The sequence below is a fragment of the Pseudoalteromonas sp. MQS005 genome (genome assembly GCF_001661605.1).
GTDB lineage: Bacteria > Pseudomonadota > Gammaproteobacteria > Enterobacterales > Alteromonadaceae > Pseudoalteromonas > Pseudoalteromonas tetraodonis.
Genome location: NZ_LYRQ01000001.1, coordinates 1 through 22,102, shown reverse-complemented (window position 1 = coordinate 22,102; position 22,102 = coordinate 1). Strand labels below are relative to the sequence as shown.

General features: G+C 39.1%; 23 protein-coding genes and 2 pseudogenes. 7 read left to right on the top strand and 18 right to left on the bottom strand.

Features of this window, described 5'->3' with window-relative positions:
* Positions 1-63 precede the first annotated feature (63 nt).
* Both A9479_RS20210 and A9479_RS00115 read left to right on the top strand, forming a co-directional pair.
* Positions 64-237 (top strand): hypothetical protein, encoded by a 174-nt coding sequence (locus A9479_RS20210; RefSeq protein WP_369118550.1) that lies wholly within the window; start codon positions 64-66, stop codon positions 235-237.
* 104 nt (positions 238-341) lie between these two features.
* Positions 342-689 carry a four helix bundle protein gene (locus A9479_RS00115; RefSeq protein ID WP_064662399.1) on the top strand — a complete coding sequence of 116 codons (348 nt, stop codon included), beginning with the start codon at positions 342-344 and terminating at the stop codon, positions 687-689.
* Between the two features lie 45 nt (positions 690-734).
* Here A9479_RS00115 and mutM read toward each other — a convergent pair whose 3' ends face one another.
* Together mutM and A9479_RS00105 are read right to left on the bottom strand one after the other, a co-directional pair.
* Positions 735-1,544: a bifunctional DNA-formamidopyrimidine glycosylase/DNA-(apurinic or apyrimidinic site) lyase gene (gene mutM / locus A9479_RS00110; RefSeq protein WP_064662398.1), complete on the bottom strand. Its 810-nt coding sequence runs from the start codon at positions 1,542-1,544 to the stop codon at positions 735-737.
* A gap of 12 nt (positions 1,545-1,556) precedes the next feature.
* Positions 1,557-2,057 (bottom strand): hypothetical protein, encoded by a 501-nt coding sequence (locus tag A9479_RS00105; RefSeq protein WP_064662397.1) that lies wholly within the window; start codon positions 2,055-2,057, stop codon positions 1,557-1,559.
* Positions 2,058-2,174: 117 nt separating this feature from the next.
* On the opposite strand from A9479_RS00105, the gene A9479_RS00100 reads away from it, so the two are divergent.
* Positions 2,175-3,098 (top strand): manganese-dependent inorganic pyrophosphatase, encoded by a 924-nt coding sequence (locus tag A9479_RS00100; protein ID WP_013464036.1) that lies wholly within the window; start codon positions 2,175-2,177, stop codon positions 3,096-3,098.
* A 667-nt stretch (positions 3,099-3,765) separates the two neighbouring features.
* On the opposite strand, the gene A9479_RS00095 is transcribed toward A9479_RS00100, so the two are convergent.
* A complete protein-coding gene (locus tag A9479_RS00095; RefSeq protein WP_064662396.1) occupies positions 3,766-4,137 on the bottom strand; it encodes a GxxExxY protein in 372 nt (123 codons plus the stop codon).
* Positions 4,138-4,820: 683 nt separating this feature from the next.
* Here A9479_RS00095 and A9479_RS00090 point away from each other — a divergent pair.
* From A9479_RS00090 to A9479_RS00080, 3 genes are all read left to right on the top strand, one after another.
* Positions 4,821-6,203, top strand: a complete 1,383-nt coding sequence (locus A9479_RS00090; RefSeq protein ID WP_064662395.1) for an MBL fold metallo-hydrolase RNA specificity domain-containing protein — start codon at positions 4,821-4,823, stop codon at positions 6,201-6,203.
* Positions 6,204-6,261: 58 nt separating this feature from the next.
* The gene (locus A9479_RS00085; protein WP_013464033.1) at positions 6,262-6,606 is read left to right on the top strand and encodes a four helix bundle protein; all 345 of its coding nucleotides are present in this window, start codon (positions 6,262-6,264) and stop codon (positions 6,604-6,606) included.
* A 593-nt stretch (positions 6,607-7,199) separates the two neighbouring features.
* Positions 7,200-8,567 carry an MFS transporter gene (locus A9479_RS00080; protein WP_064662394.1) on the top strand — a complete coding sequence of 456 codons (1,368 nt, stop codon included), beginning with the start codon at positions 7,200-7,202 and terminating at the stop codon, positions 8,565-8,567.
* Positions 8,568-8,936: 369 nt separating this feature from the next.
* On the opposite strand, the gene galU is transcribed toward A9479_RS00080, so the two are convergent.
* Together galU and wecA (A9479_RS00070) are read right to left on the bottom strand one after the other, a co-directional pair.
* On the bottom strand, positions 8,937-9,821 hold the full coding sequence (gene galU / locus A9479_RS00075) for a UTP--glucose-1-phosphate uridylyltransferase GalU (RefSeq protein ID WP_064662393.1): 885 nt from the start codon (positions 9,819-9,821) through the stop codon (positions 8,937-8,939).
* Between the two features lie 155 nt (positions 9,822-9,976).
* The gene (gene wecA, locus A9479_RS00070; protein WP_082918282.1) at positions 9,977-10,837 is read right to left on the bottom strand and encodes a UDP-N-acetylglucosamine--undecaprenyl-phosphate N-acetylglucosaminephosphotransferase; all 861 of its coding nucleotides are present in this window, start codon (positions 10,835-10,837) and stop codon (positions 9,977-9,979) included.
* Between the two features lie 5 nt (positions 10,838-10,842).
* On the opposite strand from wecA (A9479_RS00070), the pseudogene A9479_RS19570 reads away from it, so the two are divergent.
* Positions 10,843-11,010 (top strand): annotated as a pseudogene (locus A9479_RS19570) (MBL fold metallo-hydrolase RNA specificity domain-containing protein); the annotation flags it as partial.
* A 321-nt stretch (positions 11,011-11,331) separates the two neighbouring features.
* Here the strand turns inward: A9479_RS19570 and rfaH are convergent.
* The 13 genes and pseudogenes from rfaH to A9479_RS00005 form a co-directional block, all read right to left on the bottom strand.
* Positions 11,332-11,814: a transcription/translation regulatory transformer protein RfaH gene (rfaH, locus tag A9479_RS00065; protein WP_064662392.1), complete on the bottom strand. Its 483-nt coding sequence runs from the start codon at positions 11,812-11,814 to the stop codon at positions 11,332-11,334.
* 347 nt (positions 11,815-12,161) lie between these two features.
* Positions 12,162-12,368 (bottom strand): annotated as a pseudogene (locus A9479_RS00060) (UTP--glucose-1-phosphate uridylyltransferase); the annotation flags it as partial.
* A gap of 16 nt (positions 12,369-12,384) precedes the next feature.
* Positions 12,385-12,990 (bottom strand): SDR family oxidoreductase, encoded by a 606-nt coding sequence (locus A9479_RS00055; protein WP_064662390.1) that lies wholly within the window; start codon positions 12,988-12,990, stop codon positions 12,385-12,387.
* Positions 12,987-13,436 (bottom strand): adenylyltransferase/cytidyltransferase family protein, encoded by a 450-nt coding sequence (locus A9479_RS00050; protein WP_064662389.1) that lies wholly within the window; start codon positions 13,434-13,436, stop codon positions 12,987-12,989. Before A9479_RS00050 ends, A9479_RS00055 begins: the two co-directional genes overlap by 4 nt.
* Positions 13,437-13,620: 184 nt before the next feature.
* Positions 13,621-14,691 (bottom strand): UDP-N-acetylglucosamine--undecaprenyl-phosphate N-acetylglucosaminephosphotransferase, encoded by a 1,071-nt coding sequence (wecA, locus tag A9479_RS00045; protein WP_064662388.1) that lies wholly within the window; start codon positions 14,689-14,691, stop codon positions 13,621-13,623.
* 129 nt (positions 14,692-14,820) lie between these two features.
* A complete protein-coding gene (gene rfbB / locus A9479_RS00040) occupies positions 14,821-15,921 on the bottom strand; it encodes a dTDP-glucose 4,6-dehydratase (protein ID WP_064662387.1) in 1,101 nt (366 codons plus the stop codon).
* 52 nt (positions 15,922-15,973) lie between these two features.
* The gene (gene rfbD / locus A9479_RS00035) at positions 15,974-16,849 is read right to left on the bottom strand and encodes a dTDP-4-dehydrorhamnose reductase (protein ID WP_064662386.1); all 876 of its coding nucleotides are present in this window, start codon (positions 16,847-16,849) and stop codon (positions 15,974-15,976) included.
* 11 nt (positions 16,850-16,860) lie between these two features.
* A complete protein-coding gene (gene rfbC, locus A9479_RS00030) occupies positions 16,861-17,421 on the bottom strand; it encodes a dTDP-4-dehydrorhamnose 3,5-epimerase (RefSeq protein WP_064662385.1) in 561 nt (186 codons plus the stop codon).
* Positions 17,421-18,299 carry a glucose-1-phosphate thymidylyltransferase RfbA gene (gene rfbA / locus A9479_RS00025; protein ID WP_064662384.1) on the bottom strand — a complete coding sequence of 293 codons (879 nt, stop codon included), beginning with the start codon at positions 18,297-18,299 and terminating at the stop codon, positions 17,421-17,423. Before rfbA ends, rfbC begins: the two co-directional genes overlap by 1 nt.
* Before the next feature lie 51 nt (positions 18,300-18,350).
* Entirely contained in the window at positions 18,351-19,172 is an 822-nt protein-coding gene (locus tag A9479_RS00020) for a 2OG-Fe(II) oxygenase (protein ID WP_064662383.1), read from the bottom strand.
* Complete coding sequence (locus tag A9479_RS00015) at positions 19,173-20,246, bottom strand: glycosyltransferase family 4 protein (RefSeq protein ID WP_064662382.1); 1,074 nt, start codon at positions 20,244-20,246, stop codon at positions 19,173-19,175. It lies immediately after the preceding gene.
* Positions 20,247-20,310: 64 nt separating this feature from the next.
* Positions 20,311-21,066, bottom strand: a complete 756-nt coding sequence (locus A9479_RS00010) for a glycosyltransferase family 2 protein (RefSeq protein ID WP_064662381.1) — start codon at positions 21,064-21,066, stop codon at positions 20,311-20,313.
* A 6-nt stretch (positions 21,067-21,072) separates the two neighbouring features.
* Positions 21,073-22,102: hypothetical protein (locus A9479_RS00005; protein ID WP_231893533.1), on the bottom strand; the 1,030-nt coding region annotated here is incomplete at its 5' end.

The following is a 22,102-nucleotide window of genomic DNA, read 5'->3' as shown; positions in this document are numbered from 1 at the left end:
AACTATATGAGGACATAGAACGCAACGTGGCAGACGCGGGAGTATACCAGCACTTAAACTACATTGCTACCGGCCGGTTGTTTTTTCCGCAAGAAAAGTTATTACTCAGCGGTCAGCGGTCAGCGGTCAGCGGTCAGCGGTCAGCGGTCAGCGGTCAGCGGTCAGCGGTCAGCGGTCAGCGGTCAGCGGTCAGCGGTCAGCGGTCAGCGGTCAGCGGTCAGCGGTCAGAAAAGCTAATTATAACTTTAGAGTCAACAGAAAATACTTCCTTGCTGAAAATAGATATTTGTAGTTAATAAAATATCAACTAGGATAAAAACTGAGCATAAGGATTTTGTATTATGAACTTTGAAAACTTAGATGTATGGAAGCGTTCAGCCCGCCTTAGCGCTAATATTTATAAAAATACACAACCAATCAAAGACTTTAACTTTAGAGATCAACTAATACGCTCTAGTTTATCTGTTCCTAGTAATATAGCTGAGGGTATGACAAGAGAGAGCGATAAAGAAAAAGTACGCTTTTTAGATATCGCTCGCTCCTCGCTTGCTGAGGCAAGAACCCAAATATATATTGGCATCGATATTAGCTATATTAATACTGACATAGGCAAGTCTTGGCTAGATGAAACTGTTCAACTATCAAAAATGCTAACAAGCTTGATAGCAAAAATAAAGACAAGTGAGTAACCAGTCTTAACTGACAGCTGAAAACTTACAGCTGACAGCTACTCTCTACTTCTGACACACCTCACAAAAAACGGTGCTGCGTTGCCCTAGGCGAATTTCGGTTAATTCGGTATCGCAATTTACACAAGGTTGGCCTTTTCGGCCATACACTAATAACTGTTGCGCAAAGTAGCCAGGCTTACCGTCACTTTGGGCAAAGTCTTTTAACGTTGTGCCGCCTTGAGTAATTGCAGCGGCTAAGGTGTCTTTTATAATTGGGATTAACGCTTGGTAGCGTTTAAGGCTTACCTTTCCGGCTTCTTTACGAGGGTCAATACCCGCTTTAAATAATGACTCGTTAGCATAAATATTACCGACCCCCACCACCACGGCGTTATTCATAATAAACTGCTTAACGGGCACTTTTTTATTACGTGATTGCTCATAAACACGTTTAGCAAAAAAGTCATCAGTGAGTGGTTCAGGGCCTAATTTAGCTAGTAGCTTGTGCTCTTCATTGGGTGCTTGCCATAAACAACAACCAAAGCGGCGTGGATCGTTTAAACGCAGTGCCTTGTCGTTCGCTAAAATAAACTCAACATGGTCGTGTTTTTTAAGTGGCTCGGTTTTATTTACAACGCGCAAGTTCCCTGACATCCCTAAGTGCAATATAGCCGCCCCAAGCTCACATTCTAATAGCAAGTATTTTGCGCGGCGTTCAATACTGCTAACCACCAACCCCTCAAGTTGGTATACCTCATCTGGCACAGGCCAGCGCATACTTGCATTATGAATGTTTACCTTAGTAACGACTTGGTTTAGCACATGGGGGGTAATGCCCATGCGGCTAACTTCTACTTCTGGTAATTCAGGCATTTAAAAACTCACTTATGAAAAGGTAAAACTAGGAAATAATTGCTTGGCAGTGCTTAAATCAAGCAACATTAGTCGCTGACTGGTTTTCTCGAGAAGATAATACTGACCATTTGCTTCGTATAATAAGTACACCCAAGGTAGGGGCTCACCCGCGAGTTCAAACGTCGCTGCCGATAGTGGCTTATTAACATCAAGCGCATCAGGTGTGGCTGTCGTCATTAACGCTGTATTTTGCCATAAATAAACAAGCTCACTAAGTTGCTGCTCTGAACCTTGCCAACTAAGCGGTACCTCTTTGATCAAAGCAGTAGTACGCCAGCTTGTACCAATGCGCTCAATTTTTTGGTCGCTAAATTCAAGTGTTAACACAAAGCTTTGCACAGGAAGTAGTGGCTGCAGTTGCGCCTGCGTTTCATCGGATCCAATCTTTTTATGAAGACCATTTAAAAAGAAGATCATGATCAACATAGAAAAAATAATAACATTGTTCCAACCTTTGCGGCTTAATCGCATATGCAGTTCCTAATTTGTATAAGATTTTCAAGTTTAGCTAAAACTTAATTGCACTGTCTATATGTTAAAAGCTGGATACTTTGCTAGAATATCGGCAAATTTTAAGGAGTTTAGTCAATGTCAATGTATGTAGTGGGCCATAAAATCCCAGATTCAGATTCAATATGTGGTGCAATTGCACTGGCTTATTTAAAAAACCAAATTGATGAGCCGGCAATTCCAACCCGCCTTGGTGAAGTATCACCAGAAACACAGTTTATTTTAGATAAATTTGGCTTCGAAGCACCTGAGCTAAAACTTAGCTACGCTGGCGAAGACGTTTACATTGTAGACCACACAGAAAAAACCCAAGCACCTGACGATATCGACCAAGCTCGCGTAGTGGGCGTGGTTGATCACCATAAACTAGGTGATTTAACCTCATCAACACCGCTTGAGTGTTGGATCCGCCCTGTTGGATGTTCAAACACCATTATTAAAATGATGTATGACTTCTACAACGTTGAGATCCCTAAAGACATTGCCGGCATTATGCTTTGCGCCATTTTAAGTGACACGGTTATTTTTAAATCGCCAACCTGTACCACTGCCGATATTAAATGTGTTGAAGCCCTTGCTGAAATTGCAGGCATTGAAGACTTTAAAGAACTAGGCATGGACATGTTCCGCGTTAAATCAGCCGTTGAAGATACGCCTGTACGTGATTTAGTAATGCGTGACTTTAAAGACTTTAACATGAACGGTAACCTTGTTGGCATTGGTCAGTTAGAAGTTATTGACCTTGCAGTATTTGACGAGATTAAAGCTGACCTTGAAGCCGACATTGCCAAGCTTAAAGAAGAAGGCGGTCGTCATTCAGTATTTTTACTTCTGACCGACATTATGAAAGAAGGCTCACAAATGCTAATTGCATCAGACGATGCCAGCCTAGTTGAGCAAGCCTATGGTGAAAAACCAGAAGACGGTAAAGTATGGCTAGACGGCGTATTGAGCCGTAAAAAGCAAGTAGTACCACCACTACAAGACGCTTTTAAGAGCTAGGTTCCAGGTTCCAGGTTCCAGGTTCCAGGTTCCAGATATTTAGAAACCTTGCGGTTAATATCGCAAGGTTTTTTTATACCTGTAGGCGGGAGTTTACCCCGCGCAGTGGGTAGGTAAGTTCGCAGCCCGCTTTTGAACCACAGAGAACACCGAGGCGCTGCGCGCTACACCGAGAAAAGCTTCAATTACTGAAATTTCAAAATCTAACAACTGTTTTTTTATCTTTTACCTTTAATCACTTCCTCTGTGCACTCTGTGGCCTCTGTGGTAAATAGTGATTTAATTTTTTTCACCACAGAGAACACCGAGGCGCTTCGCGCTACACCGAGAAATCAATTACTGATATCTTACATAATAACTGCTCTTTATTTTTAATCACTTCCTCTGTGCACTCTGTGACCTCGGTGGTAAATAGTGTTTTAATTTTTTTGCACCACAGAGAACACCGAGGCGCTGCGCGCCACACCGTGAAATCAATTACTGATATCTAAATTCTGATATTTGACACAATAACTGATCTTTACATTTAATCACTTCCTCTGTGACCTCTGTGGTAAATAGTGTTTTAATTTTTTCACCACAGAGAACACCGAGGCGCTTCGTGCTACACCGAGAAGACAGTCATTTGTAACTTCTTAATCTTGAAATTATTTAGGAAGTAAAGTAGTTAAATTCTGATCCTTTTAATACCGTCAACGAGCTTAACTTCATTAAAATTAACTAGTAAACCTGTTCTTATTCCTGTCAGCTTTAAATACGTCATCAACTGAGCAGAATGAATAGGCCGCAATTTATCAACTGCTTTTAACTCAACAATTAGCTTATCCGGTAACAATATATCAAGTCTATAACCTGTATCGATTGATACATTCTTATATTTTATAGGTAGTTCAGCTTGTGCAATAGCTAGCAGTCCGGATTGATTTAGTTCATACATTAGGCAACTTTCATAACTAGACTCTAATAAACCAGGACCTAAATTTTTATGAACCTCAATGGCGCAACCAATAACCTTATGAGTTAGTAAATCTGTTTCCATTGATATTTTTATCCACTTCCTTGTAATTTATTTTGACAGTATAGTCACTTTCTCGTCTAAAGGATTATTTTGAATCACAGTGAAAATCGAAGCACTAAACCGAGAAAAGCTTCAATTACTGAAATCTCAAAATCTAACAACAGTTTTTATTTTTAATCACTTCCTCTGTGCACTCTGTGGTAAATAGTGTTTTAATTTTTTTGCACCACAGAGAACACCGAGGCGCTTCGCGCTACACCGAGAAATCAATTACTGATATCTGACATAATAACTGCTCTTTATTTTTAATCACTTCCTCTGTGCACTCTGTGACCTCGGTGGTAAATAGTGTTTTAATTTTTTTGAACCACAGAGAACACCGAGGCGCTGCGCGCTACACCGAGAAATCAATTACTTACATCTAAGTTCTAATATCACTGCTCTTTAACTTTTGTCTTTAATTAATACCTCTGTGCACTCTGTGACCTCTGTGGTAAAAAATCACTAACTTACGTTTTGGGCTACGAGCCGCGAGCTTCGAGCCCGTCGCCCGCTGCACTTGGCCCATCAGTTGCGGTATAAAGCCCCGTCTTATTAAAATACCTGCTATATTTATCGATAAAATAAAGGCGTTAGGCTCTAAGTGCTAGGCTCGGGCTTCAAGCCGCAGCCCGCAGCCCGCAGCCAAAACATAAGGACATAAAATGCACATACTTCACCACGGAGCAGTAAATGGCGTGACAGGCTCATGCCACCAGCTGATAATAAACGACCAAAGCTCTTTTCTAATTGATTGCGGACTATTCCAAGGTGAAGATTCTGTAGATGATCTAAGCATTGAATTTAATATAGACACTGTTCGCGCATTAATAGTTACCCATTGCCATATTGATCATGTTGGCCGAATTCCCTATTTACTGATGGCTGGCTTTAAAGGGCCAATATTTACCTCTGTCGCATCAGCAAGCTTATTGCCGTTAGTCATTGAAGATGCATTAAAAGTGGGCGTTACGCGAGACCAAAAAATAATAGATACCTGCTTAAGGCTGCTTAAACAACAAGTTGTAGCTGTAGACTTTAAAGCCTGGTTTGAGCTTCCTTGCAAAGGTGAACACACAGCGAAAGCCCGACTACAACGAGCAGGGCATATTTTAGGCTCCGCTTATTTAGAAATAGACATAAGCACGCCTCCTTATAAAGCGAGCAATAATCATAGAGTGGTTTTTTCTGGTGATTTAGGGGCGCCCTATACGCCTTTACTACCCGCACCTAAAGCGCCCTATAAAGCCGATACCTTAGTCATAGAGTCAACTTATGGTGATAAAAATCACCAAGGCCGCAAGCAGCGTACGCAAACCTTAAAAAACGTGATTGAACGCGCCGTTGCCGACAACGGCGTAGTACTTGTGCCTGCCTTTAGTATTGGCCGCACGCAAGAGCTGTTATACGAACTTGAACAACTTGTTCATGCTTCTGCTAAAAACTCACCTTGGCGCACAATACAAGTAATACTCGACTCCCCCATGGCAGCTAACTTTACTCAGCAGTACCGAAAATTTAAATATTTATGGGATGAAGAAGCCAAACAAAAAGTAGCCAAAGGTCGTCACCCACTCGACTTTGAAAACCTCACTACAATAAACACCCATAGCGAGCACTTAGCGTTAATAAATTACTTAGCCAGCCGCCAAACACCTGCCATTATTTTAGCAGCAAGCGGTATGTGCACCGGCGGGCGTATAGTTAATTACTTAGAGCGATTTTTAACCGACAAAACCACCGACGTACTCTTTGTAGGTTACCAAGGGCGCGGTACATTAGGTCGCGACATACAAACCTACGGACCAAAAAATGGCTACGTGTTGATAAATAATACTAGGGTGAATATTAACGCCAAAATACACACTATAAGCGGTTATAGTGCTCATGCAGATCAGGCCGGTCTCATCAAATTTGTAACAGGTATGCGCAAAAAGCCCCACCATATAAAAATAGTTCACGGCGATGATGACGCTAAAAATGCACTCGCAGCAAAATACAGAGAAATATTGGGAGATGAGGTGACGGTAGAAATTGGCAAGGGATAAATAACAGTAAAATAAGAAGTCAGATATCAGAAGTCTTATTTTAACCTAGGAGATCGTAATGAACTTTGAGCATTTAGATGTATGGAAAAGATCTGTAAAACTAAGTTGTGAAATTTATAAATCTACCGCTAATTTAAAAGATTATGGGTTTAGAGATCAGTTAACTCGGTCTGCGCTATCGGTTCCCAGCAATATAGCTGAGGGGGTTTGCAGAGAAAGCTTTAAAGAAAAAAGCCGCTTTATTGATATTGCACGCGCCTCACTAGGTGAAGCGCGCACCCAAATCTATATTGGGGATGAAATTGGCTATTTACCAAAAGGTATAAGCCAAGTATGGGTTTTAGAAACAAAAGAGTTAGCAGCTATGCTAACTAGCTTAAAAAATAGGTTCGACTCTGCTTGATGTCTGATTTCTACTATCTGCTGTCTGCTATCTGATTTCTAAAACCTGCTCTTTTACTTTAACCATTCGCCTTTAACCTAAAATATTTATTTTTGAACCACAGAGAGCACCGAGGCGCTTCGCGCTACACAGAGTAATACCTTTTTGAACGCTGACAGCTAACTGTTTTTACTTTTAATCACTTCCTCTGTGACCTCTGTGACCTCTGTGGTGAATAATTTTTTACCTTTGACGCGACATAAAGCTACCAGTGCGCGGCATAAAGCCCCGCCTACGTTCAATCCAAACACCGTGCTTGGCTTAATCTCAACCTTTAACCTTTAATCCAAAACGTAAAATACGCGGTATAAAGCCACGCCTACATTCACACACCCATATTAACTTGCCCGTAGGCGGGAGTTTACCTCGCGCAGGATTTAGGCTTTAGGTTTGAGGTTCGGTGTTTAGCTCTAGGCTCGTAACTCGTAACTCGTAGCTCGCAGCCCATAGCCCGTTGCCCACCGCTCGTCGCCCGCAACCCGCTGCCCTTTAAATCCTGTACAAGCAAGTATATTCACGTATCATTTTAAGGCCAGTAAATAAAAGGATACCTCTTGTTTAATCTCCCCCCCACTACGATTGCACTTATTATCGTTTGTAGCGGCTCTATTATTGGACCGCTTGGCATGGCAGGCGTTAATATCGCTATTCCTGACCTTGCTGAAGATTTACACGCAAGCGCAAAAATGATTGCGTGGATGCCCACCTTGTATTTACTCAGTAGCGTTATCTTTATGCTGCCGTGCGGTAAAATAGCAGACAACTATGGTCGCAAACGCGTGTATGCATTTGGTTTAGGCTTAAATGCACTGGCCTCGCTAATGTGTGCGTTAGCAAACTCTATTGAGTGGGTGCTTTTTTGGCGCTTTATACAAGGGGCTGCAGGCGCCATGATTTTTGGTATAGGCGTTGCCATTATCACCTCTGTCACGCCTGATAATAAACGCGGAATGGCACTGGGCATCTCTGCGGCGTGTGTATACATAGGACTCAGTGCAGCGCCTGCGGTTGGTGGCTGGCTCACTGAAATATGGGGATGGCGCGCCGTGTTTTACTCGCAAATCCCCTTGGTACTTATGCTACTTATTGCCATTAAACTATTTTTACATGGCGAATGGAAAAACGATAAAAAATCACCGTTTGACTGGTGGGGCATGGTTATTTTCTCGCTCTTTGCACTGTGCTTAGTATTAGGATTAAGTGATTTACCAAATGTAGCTGGCTGGCTATTAACCGCACTTTCAATCATTTGTTTAATGCTATTTATTGTTCACCAAAGTCGCAGTCGGCGCCCCTTAATTAGAGTACAAATGTTTTTAGAAAGTCGTGTGTTCAGCCTATCGTTGACTACTTCGTTTCTCATGTATGCCAGTAACTTTTCACTGGCCTTTTTGTTAAGTTTGTACCTGCAATATATAAAAGGATTAAGCCCCGTACATGCAGGACAAATAGTATTACTACAAGCGGTTTCAATGGCTATCATGGCGCCCCTAGCAGGTAAACTTGCCGATAAAATACAACCACGCTTACTAGCCACGCTAGGCTGTGTAATTGTTCTGGTTGGATTTTTCCTGTTATCCCAGTTATCGGTTAGTTCAAGCACCGCTTACATTAGTGGCTCACTGTTATTATTAGGGATTGGGTTTGGCTTATTTTCGACCCCTAACAACAATGCCATTATGGGTGCAGTGGATAAAAGTGAGCTAGGTGTGGCGTCTTCCTCAATGAACTTATCACGCACTATTGGTAATTTATTTGGCATGAGCTTAATCAACTTAATTGTGCATTATTACCTTGGTGACAGCACCTTCTCAGCGCAAAATAGCTACGCACTAATGAGCACCATTTCATTGGCGTTTAAAATGTCATTAGGGTTTGTCATGCTGGCAAGTTGTATTTCTGCGCTGCGAGGTCGGGCTTAAAAGGCTGCTAGGTTCGAGCTGCAAGGTTCAAGGTTCAAGGTTCCAGGTTCCAGGTTCCAGGTTCCAGGTTCCAGATATTTAAAAACCTTACGGCTAATATCGCAAGGTTTTTTTATACCTGTAGCAGCGGGTTCATCCCGCGTCGGTATTAGAATTTAGGTTCGAGGCCCGAGGTTCGCAGCCCGTAACTTCCTCTAAAAGCGCTGCGTCTCTTAAACTCTTTGTGCATAAATATTTTAAGATCTTATTCACAAAGAGAAGTGAATGAGGAGTAAACGAGAACATAAAACCATTAACCCAACTGGTTAATTCGAAGTTCTAGGCTGGAGGCCTGAAGCTCGTAGCTCGTTACCCGATGCCCGTCGCCCGTTACCCTTTAACCAACTCTTTCATATATTCAGTAAACTCAGCACCTAACGTTTCATGGCGCATGCTGTATTCTACAATCGCTTTTAAATAGCCGAGTTTATCACCACAGTCGTGTGAGCGGCCACTCATATGAAACGCTTCTACCGTATCAATAGCCAATAATGCATCAATCGCGTCTGTAAGCTGTATTTCACCACCTGCGCCTACATGAGTTTTAGCGAGTAATGGCCAAATATTTTTACTTAGAACATAACGACCAACAACGGCTAAGTTTGAAGGAGCAACCTCTGCGGCTGGTTTTTCAACCATTCTTTTAATTGCTGCACTTTCACCAGCAGCAAGCTCTACACCATTAATATCAGCAATGCCATACTTACTTACATCTTCAATAGCAACGGGCTCTAACATAATTTGGCTGGCATGGGTTTGCTTAAAACGTGCGATCATCGCCGCTAAGTTTTCAGTTTTTTGATCTGCTGTATAAGCATCTAAAATTACATCGGGTAAAACCACAACAAAGTCACTATCACCAACTATTGGCTTAGCACATAAAATAGCGTGCCCTAAGCCTTTAGCTTCACCTTGGCGAACGTGCATAATAGTAACATCTGCTGGGCAAATAGAGCGCACCTCATCTAGCAAAGTACGTTTTACACGTTTTTCTAGCGTGGCTTCTAACTCAAAACTGGTATCAAAATGGTTTTCAATGGCATTTTTAGAGCTATGTGTCACGAGCACAATTTCTTTAATACCCGCCGCCACACATTCATTTACTATGTATTGAATAAGCGGTTTATCAACCAAGGGGAGCATTTCTTTAGGGATTGCCTTAGTCATTGGCAACATACGGGTGCCTAAACCGGCAACAGGAATTACAGCTTTCACAAATGGTCCTTTAATATAAGTGAGTATATTTGCTTACAAAAGTAGCATAGCTAAATATATACAGCCTGAATCAGCTAAAAGTAGGTAGAGTAAGTTATAAATATTTCAGAAAGTAAAACACCGAGTTGCTAACTCGTTGTTTTAGAAAAAATATACTAGTTTGATGAAAACTGTTTTTCAGGTAAATTTAGCTTGCGTCGGAAGTAATTCATTACAGTGCAATAGTTTATTAAAAAAATAAGGTACACAGTAAAGATAGCAATAAAACCATAAAACATAACAAACTCAGGAACTAATAAAACTTCACCAACAATCCCCACCGCGGCAAAAACCGAAGAAATAAAGCAAATTAGAGTTAATGTTTGTAGTGATGAAAAGCCTAAGCGTTGGCAAATATGATGTAAATGCTCACGGTCTGGCTTAAATGGAGACTTACCATGCTTAACTCGGCGCACCATAATTGCAACCATATCCATTAACGGCACTGCAATTAACCATAGTGCTGTAACAGGTCGAATCATGGGGTTACCAGCCGTTTGGCTTGCGCCTATAAGCAACCAAATAACAGTAAAGCCAATCATCATGCTTCCCGCATCACCCATAAACACTTTACGCTTATGACCAACAAAGCCCAAGTTTAATAGTATATAAGGCACCATACACACTACCAATAACAAACATAAATAACTTAGGCTTTGTTCACCCGCTAATAAAAGTAATATACCAATACTCGCAAAAGTCACTATTGATAAGCCACCTAATAGGCCATCAATACCATCAACCATGTTAAATGCATTAATACACCCAATAACAGCAAGTACAGTTACCACACCACCAAATAGTCCTAGCTCAATAGCGCCAAAACCAAGTAAATTTCCCAATGTATGTAGTTCTGCATTAGCAAAGTAAATCATAGCTACAGATATTAACGCTTGCACTAACATGCGTATTTTTACGCTTAAATCAAAACGGTCGTCTAATGCGCCTACCGCTGTTAACCCGCAAATACAGAGCATGTACAAGTTTGCATGCAGATCAAGCCGGTCTCATCAAATTTGTAACCGGTATGCGCAAAAAGCCCCACCATATAAAAATAGTTCACGGCGATGATGACGCTAAAAATACACTCGCAGCAAAATACAGAGAAATATTGGGAGATGAGGTGACGGTAGAAATTGGCAAGGGATAGGTTCGAGGTTCGAGGTTCAAGGTTCAAGGTTCAAGGTTCAAGGTTCAAGGTTCAAGGTTCAAGGTTCAAGGTTCAAGGTATTTAAAAACCTTAAGGTTAATATCGCAAGGTTTTTATATCCGTAGCAGCGGGTTCACCCCGCGTCGGTATTAGGGTTAGGTTCGAGGGCCTAGGTTCTAGGTGCTAGGCTCGTAACTCGTTGCCCGCTGCCCTAAGTTCTAGGCTCGTTGCTCGATGCCCATCGCCCGGAGCTCGTTACCATGAACTTTAACACCGCACTTGGCTTAATCTATACCTAGAACCTAGCACCATCACTTTTATCTAAGATTCAATATCTTTATTGTCTACGCTCATTTCTATTTGTTTGTTAAGTAAGTTAATTAATAAAATACTGCGCATATCGCCGTCGGGTTCTTTGTAAATTGCCTGTATACCTTTAAAAGAGTCATTATTAACACTCACTACATCACCCGCTTTTGGTATTGTTGACTCAACGGTTTTTGAACATTCACTTTGTAATTGCTCAATTAAAAAATTGGGTACCACTTGATAACTCGCACCATAAGATACAAACCCACCGATCCCGCGGGTATTTTTTACAGCAGAAAAATTTCCGCTGTTTAATTTAAGACGAACAAACAAGTAATTAGGAAACAAAGCGAGCTGTTTAACAGTACGACGACCTTTAACCAGCTTTTCTGTTGTTAATTTGGGGTAAAATGCCTCAATCCCTTGGTTGGTTAAGTTAGTTTTTGCCCTTTCCTCTTGTCGGGGCTTGCACATAACTAAATACCAATTTTCCATATTATATCCCGTAACCTTAGCTTAACGAGCAGTCGCCAGCATTTATCAAACCGAACTTGCCATTGTAAACTACTCACGGAATTGATGCGAGCCTGATAGTTAGGTTTTAGGTTTTAGGTTTTAGGTTTTAGGTTTTAGGTTTTAGGTTTTAGGTTTTAGGTATTTAAAAACCTTGCGGTTAACATTGCAAGGTTTTTTTATACCTGTAGCAGCGGGTTCACCCCGCGTCGGTATTAGGATTTAGGTCCGTAGCCCATTACTCGTTGCCCGTTACCGGCAACCCACTACCGTGAATTTTAAAACCATGCTTGGCTTAATCTCTACCTAGTACCTGGCCCCTAGCACCTTTACCCTTTAAGCAACTCTTTCATATATTCAGTAAACTCATCACCCAAAGTTTCATGGCGCATGCTGTATTCTACAATTGCTTTTAAATAACCGAGTTTGTCGCCACAGTCGTGTGAGCGGCCGCTCATATGAAACGCTTCTACCGTTTCGCTTTCCATTAACGTATCAATCGCATCTGTTAGCTGTATTTCGCCACCAGCACCGACCATAAAATACTAAATATTAATTTGGAAGTAACTCTTCCCTGTACTCATGCTTCCTATAGAAGTATAGCTTACCGTTATCTCCTTCTAGCAATGCTTTTAAAATTGGAGCAGCCCCCTCTTCTATAGTCATAACATTAGGGTTATTAATAGTTAGACTTGAACGTAATTTAGTCTCAATTGCTCCTGGACAAAAAACATTAATATTATAACCATCTAGGTGAAGACCTTTAGATAATGTTACAACTCCAGCTTTAGCTGAGCAGTAAGAGGTCCAATCTTTATAATTATTAAAAGCAGCTGTGGACGCTATATTGAATAGCTGAACAGCAGCATTTTCTTTTATAGCCATTCTCGAAACTAAATAAGTTCCTATCAAGTTTACTTCGATATCCTTTATCCATAAACGAGGATCTGAATCAGCAATTAAGCTTGAGTATAGAGTTCCAGCAGCATTAATGACAACATCATATTTTTTATCTTTAAAGTACATTTCTACAGAGCTTGGTTCACTAACATTTAACTCCAGCCTATTTGGGGCATCAACTAGATAACCCAAGCGATTGAGCTCATCCGATAAAAAACTAGCTAAGTCCCCGTTACCACCTGTTATTAAAACTTTCATGACTTAGGCTCTGGAATTGGATGTACATCACTTGACTCAATAAGCTTCTTATATTCGTCATATATTTTTTTCTTTAAATTCGTCGAGCTAACTCCAGCCCCGTAAGGAAAATAAAAAACTTTAACACCTTGTTTTTTTAAGTAATCGTACTTCCCCTTCCAATCATCTCCAATAACAAAAACATCTATATTTAGGTTTTCAATTGTCTCATGATGATCTAAGGTGCGTTGCGGTATTACAACATCAGGGCCTTTAAGACCCTCAACAATAGCTATTCGCTCTTCAAATGGTACTGCAGGTGGTTTTTTATATGAGCATACGAGCTCGTCTGTACTCACACCCACTATTAAAGTGTCACCTAAACCTCTACCATAAGTAATCATTTTTAAATGATTACTGTGGAATAAATCAAACGTTCCCGAAACATATACAACTGTATTACTCATAAAATATCCTGTTTTTTACTTTATCAACCCAATAAACTAATATTATCAACACTAAAATGTATAAACATGGTAAGGAATTAAAAAACGTTTAGAATAAAAATCCATAACATCAATTCTCTCTATAATGCCGCTTTGTAACGCTACAAATCACCAATGATACGAAAATTTCGGCTCTTAAATAAAGTTAACTCTTAAATGTCAACTCTGGTAAATTGAGTTTACGCCTAATAAAGTTGGTCACTGTATAGTGATTTGCTAACAAAGCTAAGTAAATAACAAATAAGATTATAAACCCATAAAACATAATGTAATCTGGTAATAATAGTATTTCACCGACAATACCTATACCAGCAAACAATGATGCAGTTAAACAGATTAGTGTCAATGTTTGTAAAGATGAGCAACCTAAGCGCTGGCAAATATGGTGTAAATGATCGCGGTCGGGTTTAAAAGGTGATTTACCTTGTTTAACCCTACGTATCATTATTGAAACCATATCCATTAGTGGCACAGCAATAAGCCATAATGCAGTTACCGGGCGAATCATCGGGTTACCCTCAGCTTGGCTTGCACCAATTAGCAACCAAATAACGGTAAAACCAATCATCATGCTACCTGCGTCGCCCATAAATACTTTTCGTTTATGGCCTACTAGCCCTAAGTTCATTAAAATATATGGGATCATGCAAACAACGAGCAATAAACACAAATAACTTAAGCTTTGCTCACCAGAGAGAAACAACAATATACCCACGCTGCCAAATGTGACGATGGATAAACCACCTAACAAGCCGTCAATGCCATCAACCATGTTAAAGGCGTTAATGCAGCCTATTACCGCAAATATTGTGATCAAAGAACCAAACATTCCAAGCTCAATAACACCAAAGCCTAATAAGTTTCCTAAGCTATGCATCTCGGCATTAGCAAAATAAATCATCGCTATAGATATGAGCGCTTGTACTAACATACGTATTTTTACACTTAAATCAAAGCGGTCGTCCAATGCGCCAACAGCCGTTAAACCACATATACAAAGCATGTATAAATTGGCATGGTTAATCATACCTGGGTGTGAGTATATATAGTGTATAATAGTAATACATATAGAGATCCCACCAACAAGCGGGATATTACCTGAATGCAGCTTTCGCCCTGATGGTTTATCTAGTAGGCCTACTTTGCGCGCAACTTTACGCATTAAAAATAAAATTGCGAAGGCAATGAAGAAGGTAAAAAGTAGATCTAAAAACATCAGAGTTCCTGTCTGTTAACAATTAGTACAATTTATAGGCTATTTGCAGTTGTTACACTTTATTAAATTATTCGCACTACTTGTATAAATGTGGGGTAAATTATAGCTTATCCCAATGAATTAACTAATTTATGAGTACTGCTCAGCTATCCAGTTTTGGTACGAGCCATCCATCACGCTCTGCCACCATTGCTCATTGTTCAAATACCAAGTAACGGTTTTTGCAATGCCTGTTTCAAAAGACTCTTTTGGTTGGTAGCTTAATTCGTTGTTAGTTTTAGTGGCATCAATAGCATAACGCCGATCATGCCCAAGTCTGTCTTTTACATAAGTAATAAGTGACTCTGTATTTTGTGCCATCGCTGCTTTTGCATTTGGAAAACGATTGGCCAGCTCTTTATTTTTCACAAATTCTTGTTCAACTAACTTTGATATTGTTTTTACTATATCAATATTGGCCCACTCATTATCACCACCAATATTATAGTTTTCACCAATTCTGCCTTTTTTTAATACTAAGTCGATACCATATGCATGGTCTTCAACGTATAGCCAATCACGTATTTGTTGGCCATCACCGTAAATAGGTAAGGCTTTATCATGCAAAATATTGGTAATCACTAACGGAATTAATTTTTCAGGAAAATGAAACGGACCATAGTTATTTGAACAATTACTTGTCGTTACATTTAAACCATAAGTATGATGATATGCACGTACTAAATGGTCACTTGCTGCCTTACTAGCAGAGTAAGGTGAATTCGGTGCGTATGCCGTATCCTCTGTAAAAGCGGGGTCGGTAGGTGAAAGCGTGCCATACACTTCATCGGTAGATACATGATGGAAACGATGCCCTTCAAGTATTCTTTCACCGTCTAACCACACTTTTTTAGCGGCTTTAAGCAAGCTATAGGTACCGAGAATATTAGTTTCAATAAAAGCATCAGGCCCTGTAATCGAGCGGTCAACATGCGACTCTGCTGCAAAGTGAACTAAAGTATCAATACCGTGATCAATCAATAAGTTTTCAATTAACGCTTGATCGCAAATGTTACCGTGCACAAAAGTAAAGTTAGCTTCATTTTTAACACTGTCTAAATTAGCAATATTACCTGCGTAAGTTAGTGCATCAAGTACAACAACTTTGTCGGCTGTATATTTCTTCATCCAATAATGAACAAAGTTAGCGCCAATAAAACCAGCACCACCTGTAACTAATAATTTTTTCATAATAATTCTCTATATAAACACTACGTTCTAACGTTAAGTTAATGTGATAAAACTAAGACTTCTCAGCTTTTAAGGCAGTCATCATAGTGTGTAATTCTGCTTGCCAATGACTAAAGGTAAGTTCAGGCAAAGCATTCGTTAAACTACTTTTATCTAGCACGCTGTAATTCGGGCGTTTAGCAGGTGTTGGATATTGTTCGGTAGTAATAGGTTTTATTGGTATTATTTTATCTAACAAGCCAAGTTCAAAACCAATACGTTGAATCGCAACAGCAAAATCAAACCAGCTCGCAACGCCAGTATCGGTGTAATGGTGAATACCAGTAACAGCATTTGCTAAGCTCGCCATACAAGCTTTTGCTAACCCTTTAGCATAAGTAGGTGAACCTATTTGATCACTAATAACACCAAGCTCAGGTTTAGTGCGCATTAAATGCAGCATAGTTTTTACAAAGTTATTACCGTGTGTTGAATACACCCAAGAGGTGCGAATAATACAGCTTCGCTCAGGGTAAAGCTTGGTGATTAACTGCTCGCCTTGGGCTTTGCTAGCACCATAAACTCCTAATGGATTTATTTCATCATCAGGTAAATATGGCACACCTTTATCACCATGAAAAACAAAGTCGGTAGATATATGCACAAAAGCCACTGCTAGCGTTTTACAGGCCTGTGCTAAATTACCTACTGCATTGGCATTAAGCGCATAGGCATTATCAACATCACTTTCAGCCTTATCAACTGCAGTATAGGCAGAAGCATTAATAACACCACCGGCTTTTTGCTGCTGTAAACATTCTGTTATTGCTGTAACGCTTTGCAGAGCAATATCATTGCGCCCTAAACAAACTATTTCATGTTCAGGGGGTATAAGCTGACTTAACTCCCAAGCCAATTGCCCCGACTTACCTATAACGATTATTTTCATAAAGTATGCATTCACTCAAACTTAGAGGCAAATGTTGGCGCATCTTTAAATAAAAGCCCAGCTTCATCTTTTGAAGCTAATAAAGGGGCTTTACCATCAACCAACGGCCACTGAATGTTTAAGGCAGGATCGTTCCACAATAACGAAACTTCGTACTCTGGCGCGTAATAATCTGTACATTTATAAACAAACTCTGCCGAGTCACTCATCACATAAAAGCCATGCGCAAAACCCTCTGGCACCCATAACTGACGTTTGTTATCACCAGAAAGTACTACACCAACATGTTGACCAAAAGTAGGTGATGATTTGCGCATATCAACCGCAACATCATACACTTCGCCCGACGTAACACGTACTAACTTACCTTGAGTGTTTTGAGTTTGGTAATGTAAACCGCGAAGTATTCCGTGGCTAGATTTGCTGTGATTATCTTGCACAAAACTGCGCTCAGCACAATGTACAGTAAATTCATCAACGCGAAATGTTTCCATAAAAAAACCACGATCATCACCGAACACATTTGGTTCAATAATTTTAACGTCAGGTATAGCTGTATCAATATAATTCATTAAAATATACGCTCATCGATTAGTTTTAATAAATATTCACCATAGCCGCTCTTGCGCAGAGGCTGTGCTATTTCTCGCAGTTTATCCGCACTTAGCCAACCATTGCGGAAAGCAACCTCCTCAGGACAGTTAACTTTTAAGCCTTGGCGCTTATCAATAGTGGCAATAAATTGCGCTGCTGCGAGTAAATCGTCATGAGTACCCGTATCAAGCCAAGCTGTACCACGGCCCATAATTTCAACTTTTAACTCACCTGCTTTCAAATACTGATCAATAACTTCAGTGATTTCCAGTTCACCACGAGCCGATGGTTTAACATTTTTAGCAAATTCAACTACGCGCTCATCAAAAAAGTATAAACCAGGAACGGCGTAGTTAGACTTAGGCTCAACAGGTTTTTCTTCAATAGAAATAGCCATACCTGAGTCGTTAAACTCAACAACACCGTAAGATTTAGGATTGGAAACATGATAGCCAAATACAGTTCCGCCGCTTTGTTGTGCATTAGCATTTTTTAGTGACTTCACCAAGTCATGTCCATAAAACATGTTATCACCAAGCACCAATGCCGCAGGAGCGCCATCTAAAAACTCTTCAGCCAATATAAAAGCTTGCGCTAAACCATCAGGACTTGATTGAACTTGATAAGATATCGACACACCGAAGTTTGAGCCATCACCTAAGAGCTCCTCAAAGCGATGAATTTCATTGGGTGTTGAAATAATCAGTATCTCTTGAATGCCAGCTTGCATTAGTGTAGCAAGCGGATAATAAACCATAGGCTTATCATAAACAGGCATAAGTTGCTTGCTAACAACTTTTGTCAGTGGGTAAAGACGTGTGCCACTTCCACCGGCTAATATAATTCCTTTATGCATTTTGTACCTTACGAGTTTTTTAAGAATTGAAGCGTTAAAATAACAAACGTTCTAATCTTCTTTCTTATAGTAATGAGATGTTTCTTTTATCCCTTTTGTAAATAGTTTACGGATTAAGTTACGAACTTTAGCATCCCCTCTTAGTAAAATATCAACAATCTTTTGCTCTGGGCGACCTCGGAATGAAGTTACATGAAAGGAGTCTTCCGCATCTACTGGGTTAGTAGCAAAGTAATAGTTAGAAACACAGCAGCGTGTTCTATCTACTTTAATAGGAGACACTGAATGCCATGAGTTGTTATGAGTAGCCATCACAATTAAACGATTAAATTTACTTTCTAACGTAATAGAATTACCCTTAACTCCATCAGGCCAGAGTTCTAAATTTCCTCCATTTTCAAGCTTCCAATCAGGTGATACATAATATAATAAATTAAATGCACGCCATAATTCTCGCTCTTTATCATGTGAGTTGTCTAGATGTGGGTTTAAATAATGGCCCTCCCCCATCAAGGATATGCCACCTGCATATAACTTATCATCTGGAAATAAATCATCTTTACCCACTATTTTGCTTATCAGAGCAACAACCTCAGGCATTTGAAAAGCATAGATAATTTCTTCTAATACGGGATCATACTGGTCCATTTGAGCCGCTATATATTTGTACTCTCTCAATGTCTTATTCAATGACATTGATTTTGGTTCAGGAAAAGCATTGTATATCGCAGCCGCTAAATCTTCTGGCAATAAATCATCAATATAAAAATATTGTATTTTAGGCATTGAAGAATAACTGTCTGTTAACTTATCCATGTGAAGTTGTAACTTTTTAACAATAAAGTTAGCAAGTTCCTTTCTTGTATAACTCATTTACTTCTCTCCTAATACTGACTTGTATGCCATAAGTGTTTGAGCAGCTGTTTTTTTCCAGGTGTAGTTATCTAACACGAATTCGCTCATCGCTTTTGGCTCCCGCGTGTTATTTATAACACGTTCAACAGCATGCTTTATTGTCTCAGGTTTACTCGGGTCACAATACTCTGCAAAAGCCCCAAAATACTCACTTGCAGATCCTCTATCTGTAGACACTATATTACATCCACAAGCAGCAGCCTCAAGCTGAGATAAGCCAGGGGTTTCTAACCAAGAAGGCAAAATATGCATAGAGTAACGGTTATAAATTGTTGCCAGCTCCGCATTATCAATGGCTCCCTTAAAAGAAATATTTTTAGGTTTGCTCTCTAATAACTTATCGTAATAAATACTATGATTCGGAGCTTTTGCACCAAATATATCAACCTCTAGTAATAGTTTAGACTTAATAATTGCATCAACATTTTTTCGAGGATCTAATCTTGCAACTGTAAGTGCTTTTTGATTCCTAGCTTGACCTTTTTGTAAATTAAAGATGCCACTATCTACAGCATTATGCACAACATGGTATTGCGCATTGGGTAATATTCTTGTTCTAATCAATTCACCTTCATTAACAGAGTTAGGTAGGAATAAGTCCACTTCTTCTAATGTCTTTTTAAAAGTTGATAACATATAACGGGTATAAGATAAAGCATTCCCCTCTCTGATACCTCGAACTGATTCTTTGAACTTTTCAACAGTAAATTCTGAAAAATGTTCATGTAAAAAGTTATGCAGCTGAGATTGTCGCCCCACTTTATTAAACTCACTAAAATCCCAATAAATACTTGAGTAAACAACTGGGACACTAGCCGCTTTTGCTTGCCATATAGCTAATGATCCCTCATATGAGCGCATCAGGTTAAAAACGTGGACTATATCATACTGTTTTACATTACGAGTAATTCCTAAATCAATATCCACTTCAATACCAAGTGCTTCAAGTTCACGTTTAGTATTTAGCATTTGTACAGTATCACCGCCGACTGAAGTAAACGCATCAAAACGGTTTTTAAATAAAACTTTCATTTATATTGACCTAAAATAGAAAATTGAAAGGGGGTGCTGCAATAAATAGCCGTATAAAGCTAACTTACTTTTTTAAAAGCAGGTATCTGAAGACGCTTTTTATATGCCAAAAAAAATGTTTAGAAATTATCTTCCTGTTAGCATGCTGAGCTTGATGTAGTGCTTTTACTTCTGGGTAGAAATATAAATTCACGCCCAAACTATGCTTTGCCCGCCAACAAATATCTAGATCCTCACAATACATAAAATAACGCTCGTCAAAACCATTTAGGCGCTTATAAACCGCAGCTTTTATGAGTAAAAATGAGCCGGCAGCCCAATCAACAGTAGTTCTTTCCTTAATGACAGACTTATCAAGTAACGTTGGGTTTACACCTAACAGTAGTGATTTAGCAAAGTCAATGAAGCCTGGAAAATTACGTACTGATGGGTCTGATTCGGTAAACTCACTATTTTTAAATAAATTAATAGCTACAAGTTCATCCCTACATTTGTATGCTTTATATACAAGGTTTTGTAGCATATTGAAAGCAATAGCTACATCGGGATTTAAAACTAAAAAGTACCCATTTTCGTCTAAATAACCTTGTTTATAAGCATAATTAAATAAGATATTGTTATTTTCACCAAACCCTTTAGCAACACTGTTTTTTAGATAATCAATACCGTGGTGTTTACAATACTCCTCAAAACCTTCTTCACCAACATTATCAAGTATACCAACCTCTATATGATTTAATGATAAATGAGCTAAACACCCTAACTTTTTAATAATGTTAAAATGACCATGGGAAACAACACCAATGTACAACCCTTTCATAAAATATTACCCATTTAAACTTGGCTGCTTTTGCCTAATAATTATGTGTGAAACAATAAACATAAAGCTAAAGTAAACTGTTTTATTTAAGAATGCAGAGTTAACAAAAGAAGAAATATAAAATACAAATAAAAGTAATAAGATATACTTCAATGCTGTTATGTTATTGACCATAAGAACAGGAAAAGTTAATAGAAGAGAAAATAGAGTTAAACCTATCATTCCTAAGTCCAAGGCTATAATAAATAAAAGTCCATCTGTTATTACATTATTGGCATTATTATAACCTACACCATACCCTAATAAAAAATGAAAGGCGCTGCTTAATAATAATGTGACTACTGCTTTGTAATCCTTAGCGTGTTCTAAATTTGAGCCTTTAGCCAACTCATCACTTCCATCAAAGCGTGACCAAATAGCATTTATTAACTGAAAATCATCTTTGAAAGCAAACGATAAAACTATTAAAAGAAACAGAAAAGAAAATAAGGCAATTTTTTTATAAAAAGCCCTTCTTGATAGCATGAAATAGAAAATCAAAACGATTAACGCTAAAGCAATTCCAAGTCTTGAAAGAGTAAACAAAATAGCAGTAAACGAAGTCACTAAAAGGATTTTATCAAATATTGAAAAGCAACCTATGCTTTCTTTTCTGTATAAAATAAACAAAATGCTTAAAATACAAAATACGGCAAATTCAATAGGATTGCCGACCGCGCCATTAGGTTTATAATAGACATTACCTCCAAGCCAAAAACTATCTAGGCGATATGGCTCTACTAAAGAAGGTACATACCGCAACTCCAATGGCAATAGCTCAGGTATAATAAACTGAGCCACCCCAAGTAAAATCAAAGTAAATGACAAAGCCTTAAATAACCCATCTAATTTATGACTATCAAATAAATTAAAAAACATGAAAACACAGAAACCAAAAACATATATAAAAAATGTTCTTCCTGTTGCAGAGGTTAGGTACTCGACATTAATAATGGTACACAACAAGATCATAATGTTATAGAAAAAAAATAAGAAG

Excerpts from the sequence above, each read along its gene's own strand:
- rfaH (WP_064662392.1), bottom strand. The coding sequence starts at position 11,814 with ATGGAAAATTGGTATTTAGTTATGTGCAAGCCCCGACAAGAGGAAAGG.
- wecA (WP_064662388.1), bottom strand. The coding sequence starts at position 14,691 with ATGTTTTTAGATCTACTTTTTACCTTCTTCATTGCCTTCGCAATTTTA.
- A9479_RS00020 (WP_064662383.1), bottom strand. The coding sequence starts at position 19,172 with ATGAGTTATACAAGAAAGGAACTTGCTAACTTTATTGTTAAAAAGTTA.
- A9479_RS00115 (WP_064662399.1), top strand. The coding sequence starts at position 342 with ATGAACTTTGAAAACTTAGATGTATGGAAGCGTTCAGCCCGCCTTAGC.
- A9479_RS00015 (WP_064662382.1), bottom strand. The coding sequence starts at position 20,246 with ATGAAAGTTTTATTTAAAAACCGTTTTGATGCGTTTACTTCAGTCGGC.
- rfbD (WP_064662386.1), bottom strand. The coding sequence starts at position 16,849 with ATGAAAATAATCGTTATAGGTAAGTCGGGGCAATTGGCTTGGGAGTTA.
- A9479_RS00010 (WP_064662381.1), bottom strand. The coding sequence starts at position 21,066 with ATGAAAGGGTTGTACATTGGTGTTGTTTCCCATGGTCATTTTAACATT.
- rfbB (WP_064662387.1), bottom strand. The coding sequence starts at position 15,921 with ATGAAAAAATTATTAGTTACAGGTGGTGCTGGTTTTATTGGCGCTAAC.
- A9479_RS00100 (WP_013464036.1), top strand. The coding sequence starts at position 2,175 with ATGTCAATGTATGTAGTGGGCCATAAAATCCCAGATTCAGATTCAATA.
- rfbC (WP_064662385.1), bottom strand. The coding sequence starts at position 17,421 with ATGAATTATATTGATACAGCTATACCTGACGTTAAAATTATTGAACCA.
- A9479_RS00085 (WP_013464033.1), top strand. The coding sequence starts at position 6,262 with ATGAACTTTGAGCATTTAGATGTATGGAAAAGATCTGTAAAACTAAGT.
- A9479_RS00095 (WP_064662396.1), bottom strand. The coding sequence starts at position 4,137 with ATGGAAACAGATTTACTAACTCATAAGGTTATTGGTTGCGCCATTGAG.
- wecA (WP_082918282.1), bottom strand. The coding sequence starts at position 10,837 with ATGCTCTGTATTTGCGGGTTAACAGCGGTAGGCGCATTAGACGACCGT.
- mutM (WP_064662398.1), bottom strand. The coding sequence starts at position 1,544 with ATGCCTGAATTACCAGAAGTAGAAGTTAGCCGCATGGGCATTACCCCC.
- A9479_RS00055 (WP_064662390.1), bottom strand. The coding sequence starts at position 12,990 with ATGAAAGTTTTAATAACAGGTGGTAACGGGGACTTAGCTAGTTTTTTA.
- A9479_RS00105 (WP_064662397.1), bottom strand. The coding sequence starts at position 2,057 with ATGCGATTAAGCCGCAAAGGTTGGAACAATGTTATTATTTTTTCTATG.
- A9479_RS00090 (WP_064662395.1), top strand. The coding sequence starts at position 4,821 with ATGCACATACTTCACCACGGAGCAGTAAATGGCGTGACAGGCTCATGC.
- A9479_RS00050 (WP_064662389.1), bottom strand. The coding sequence starts at position 13,436 with ATGAGTAATACAGTTGTATATGTTTCGGGAACGTTTGATTTATTCCAC.
- rfbA (WP_064662384.1), bottom strand. The coding sequence starts at position 18,299 with ATGCATAAAGGAATTATATTAGCCGGTGGAAGTGGCACACGTCTTTAC.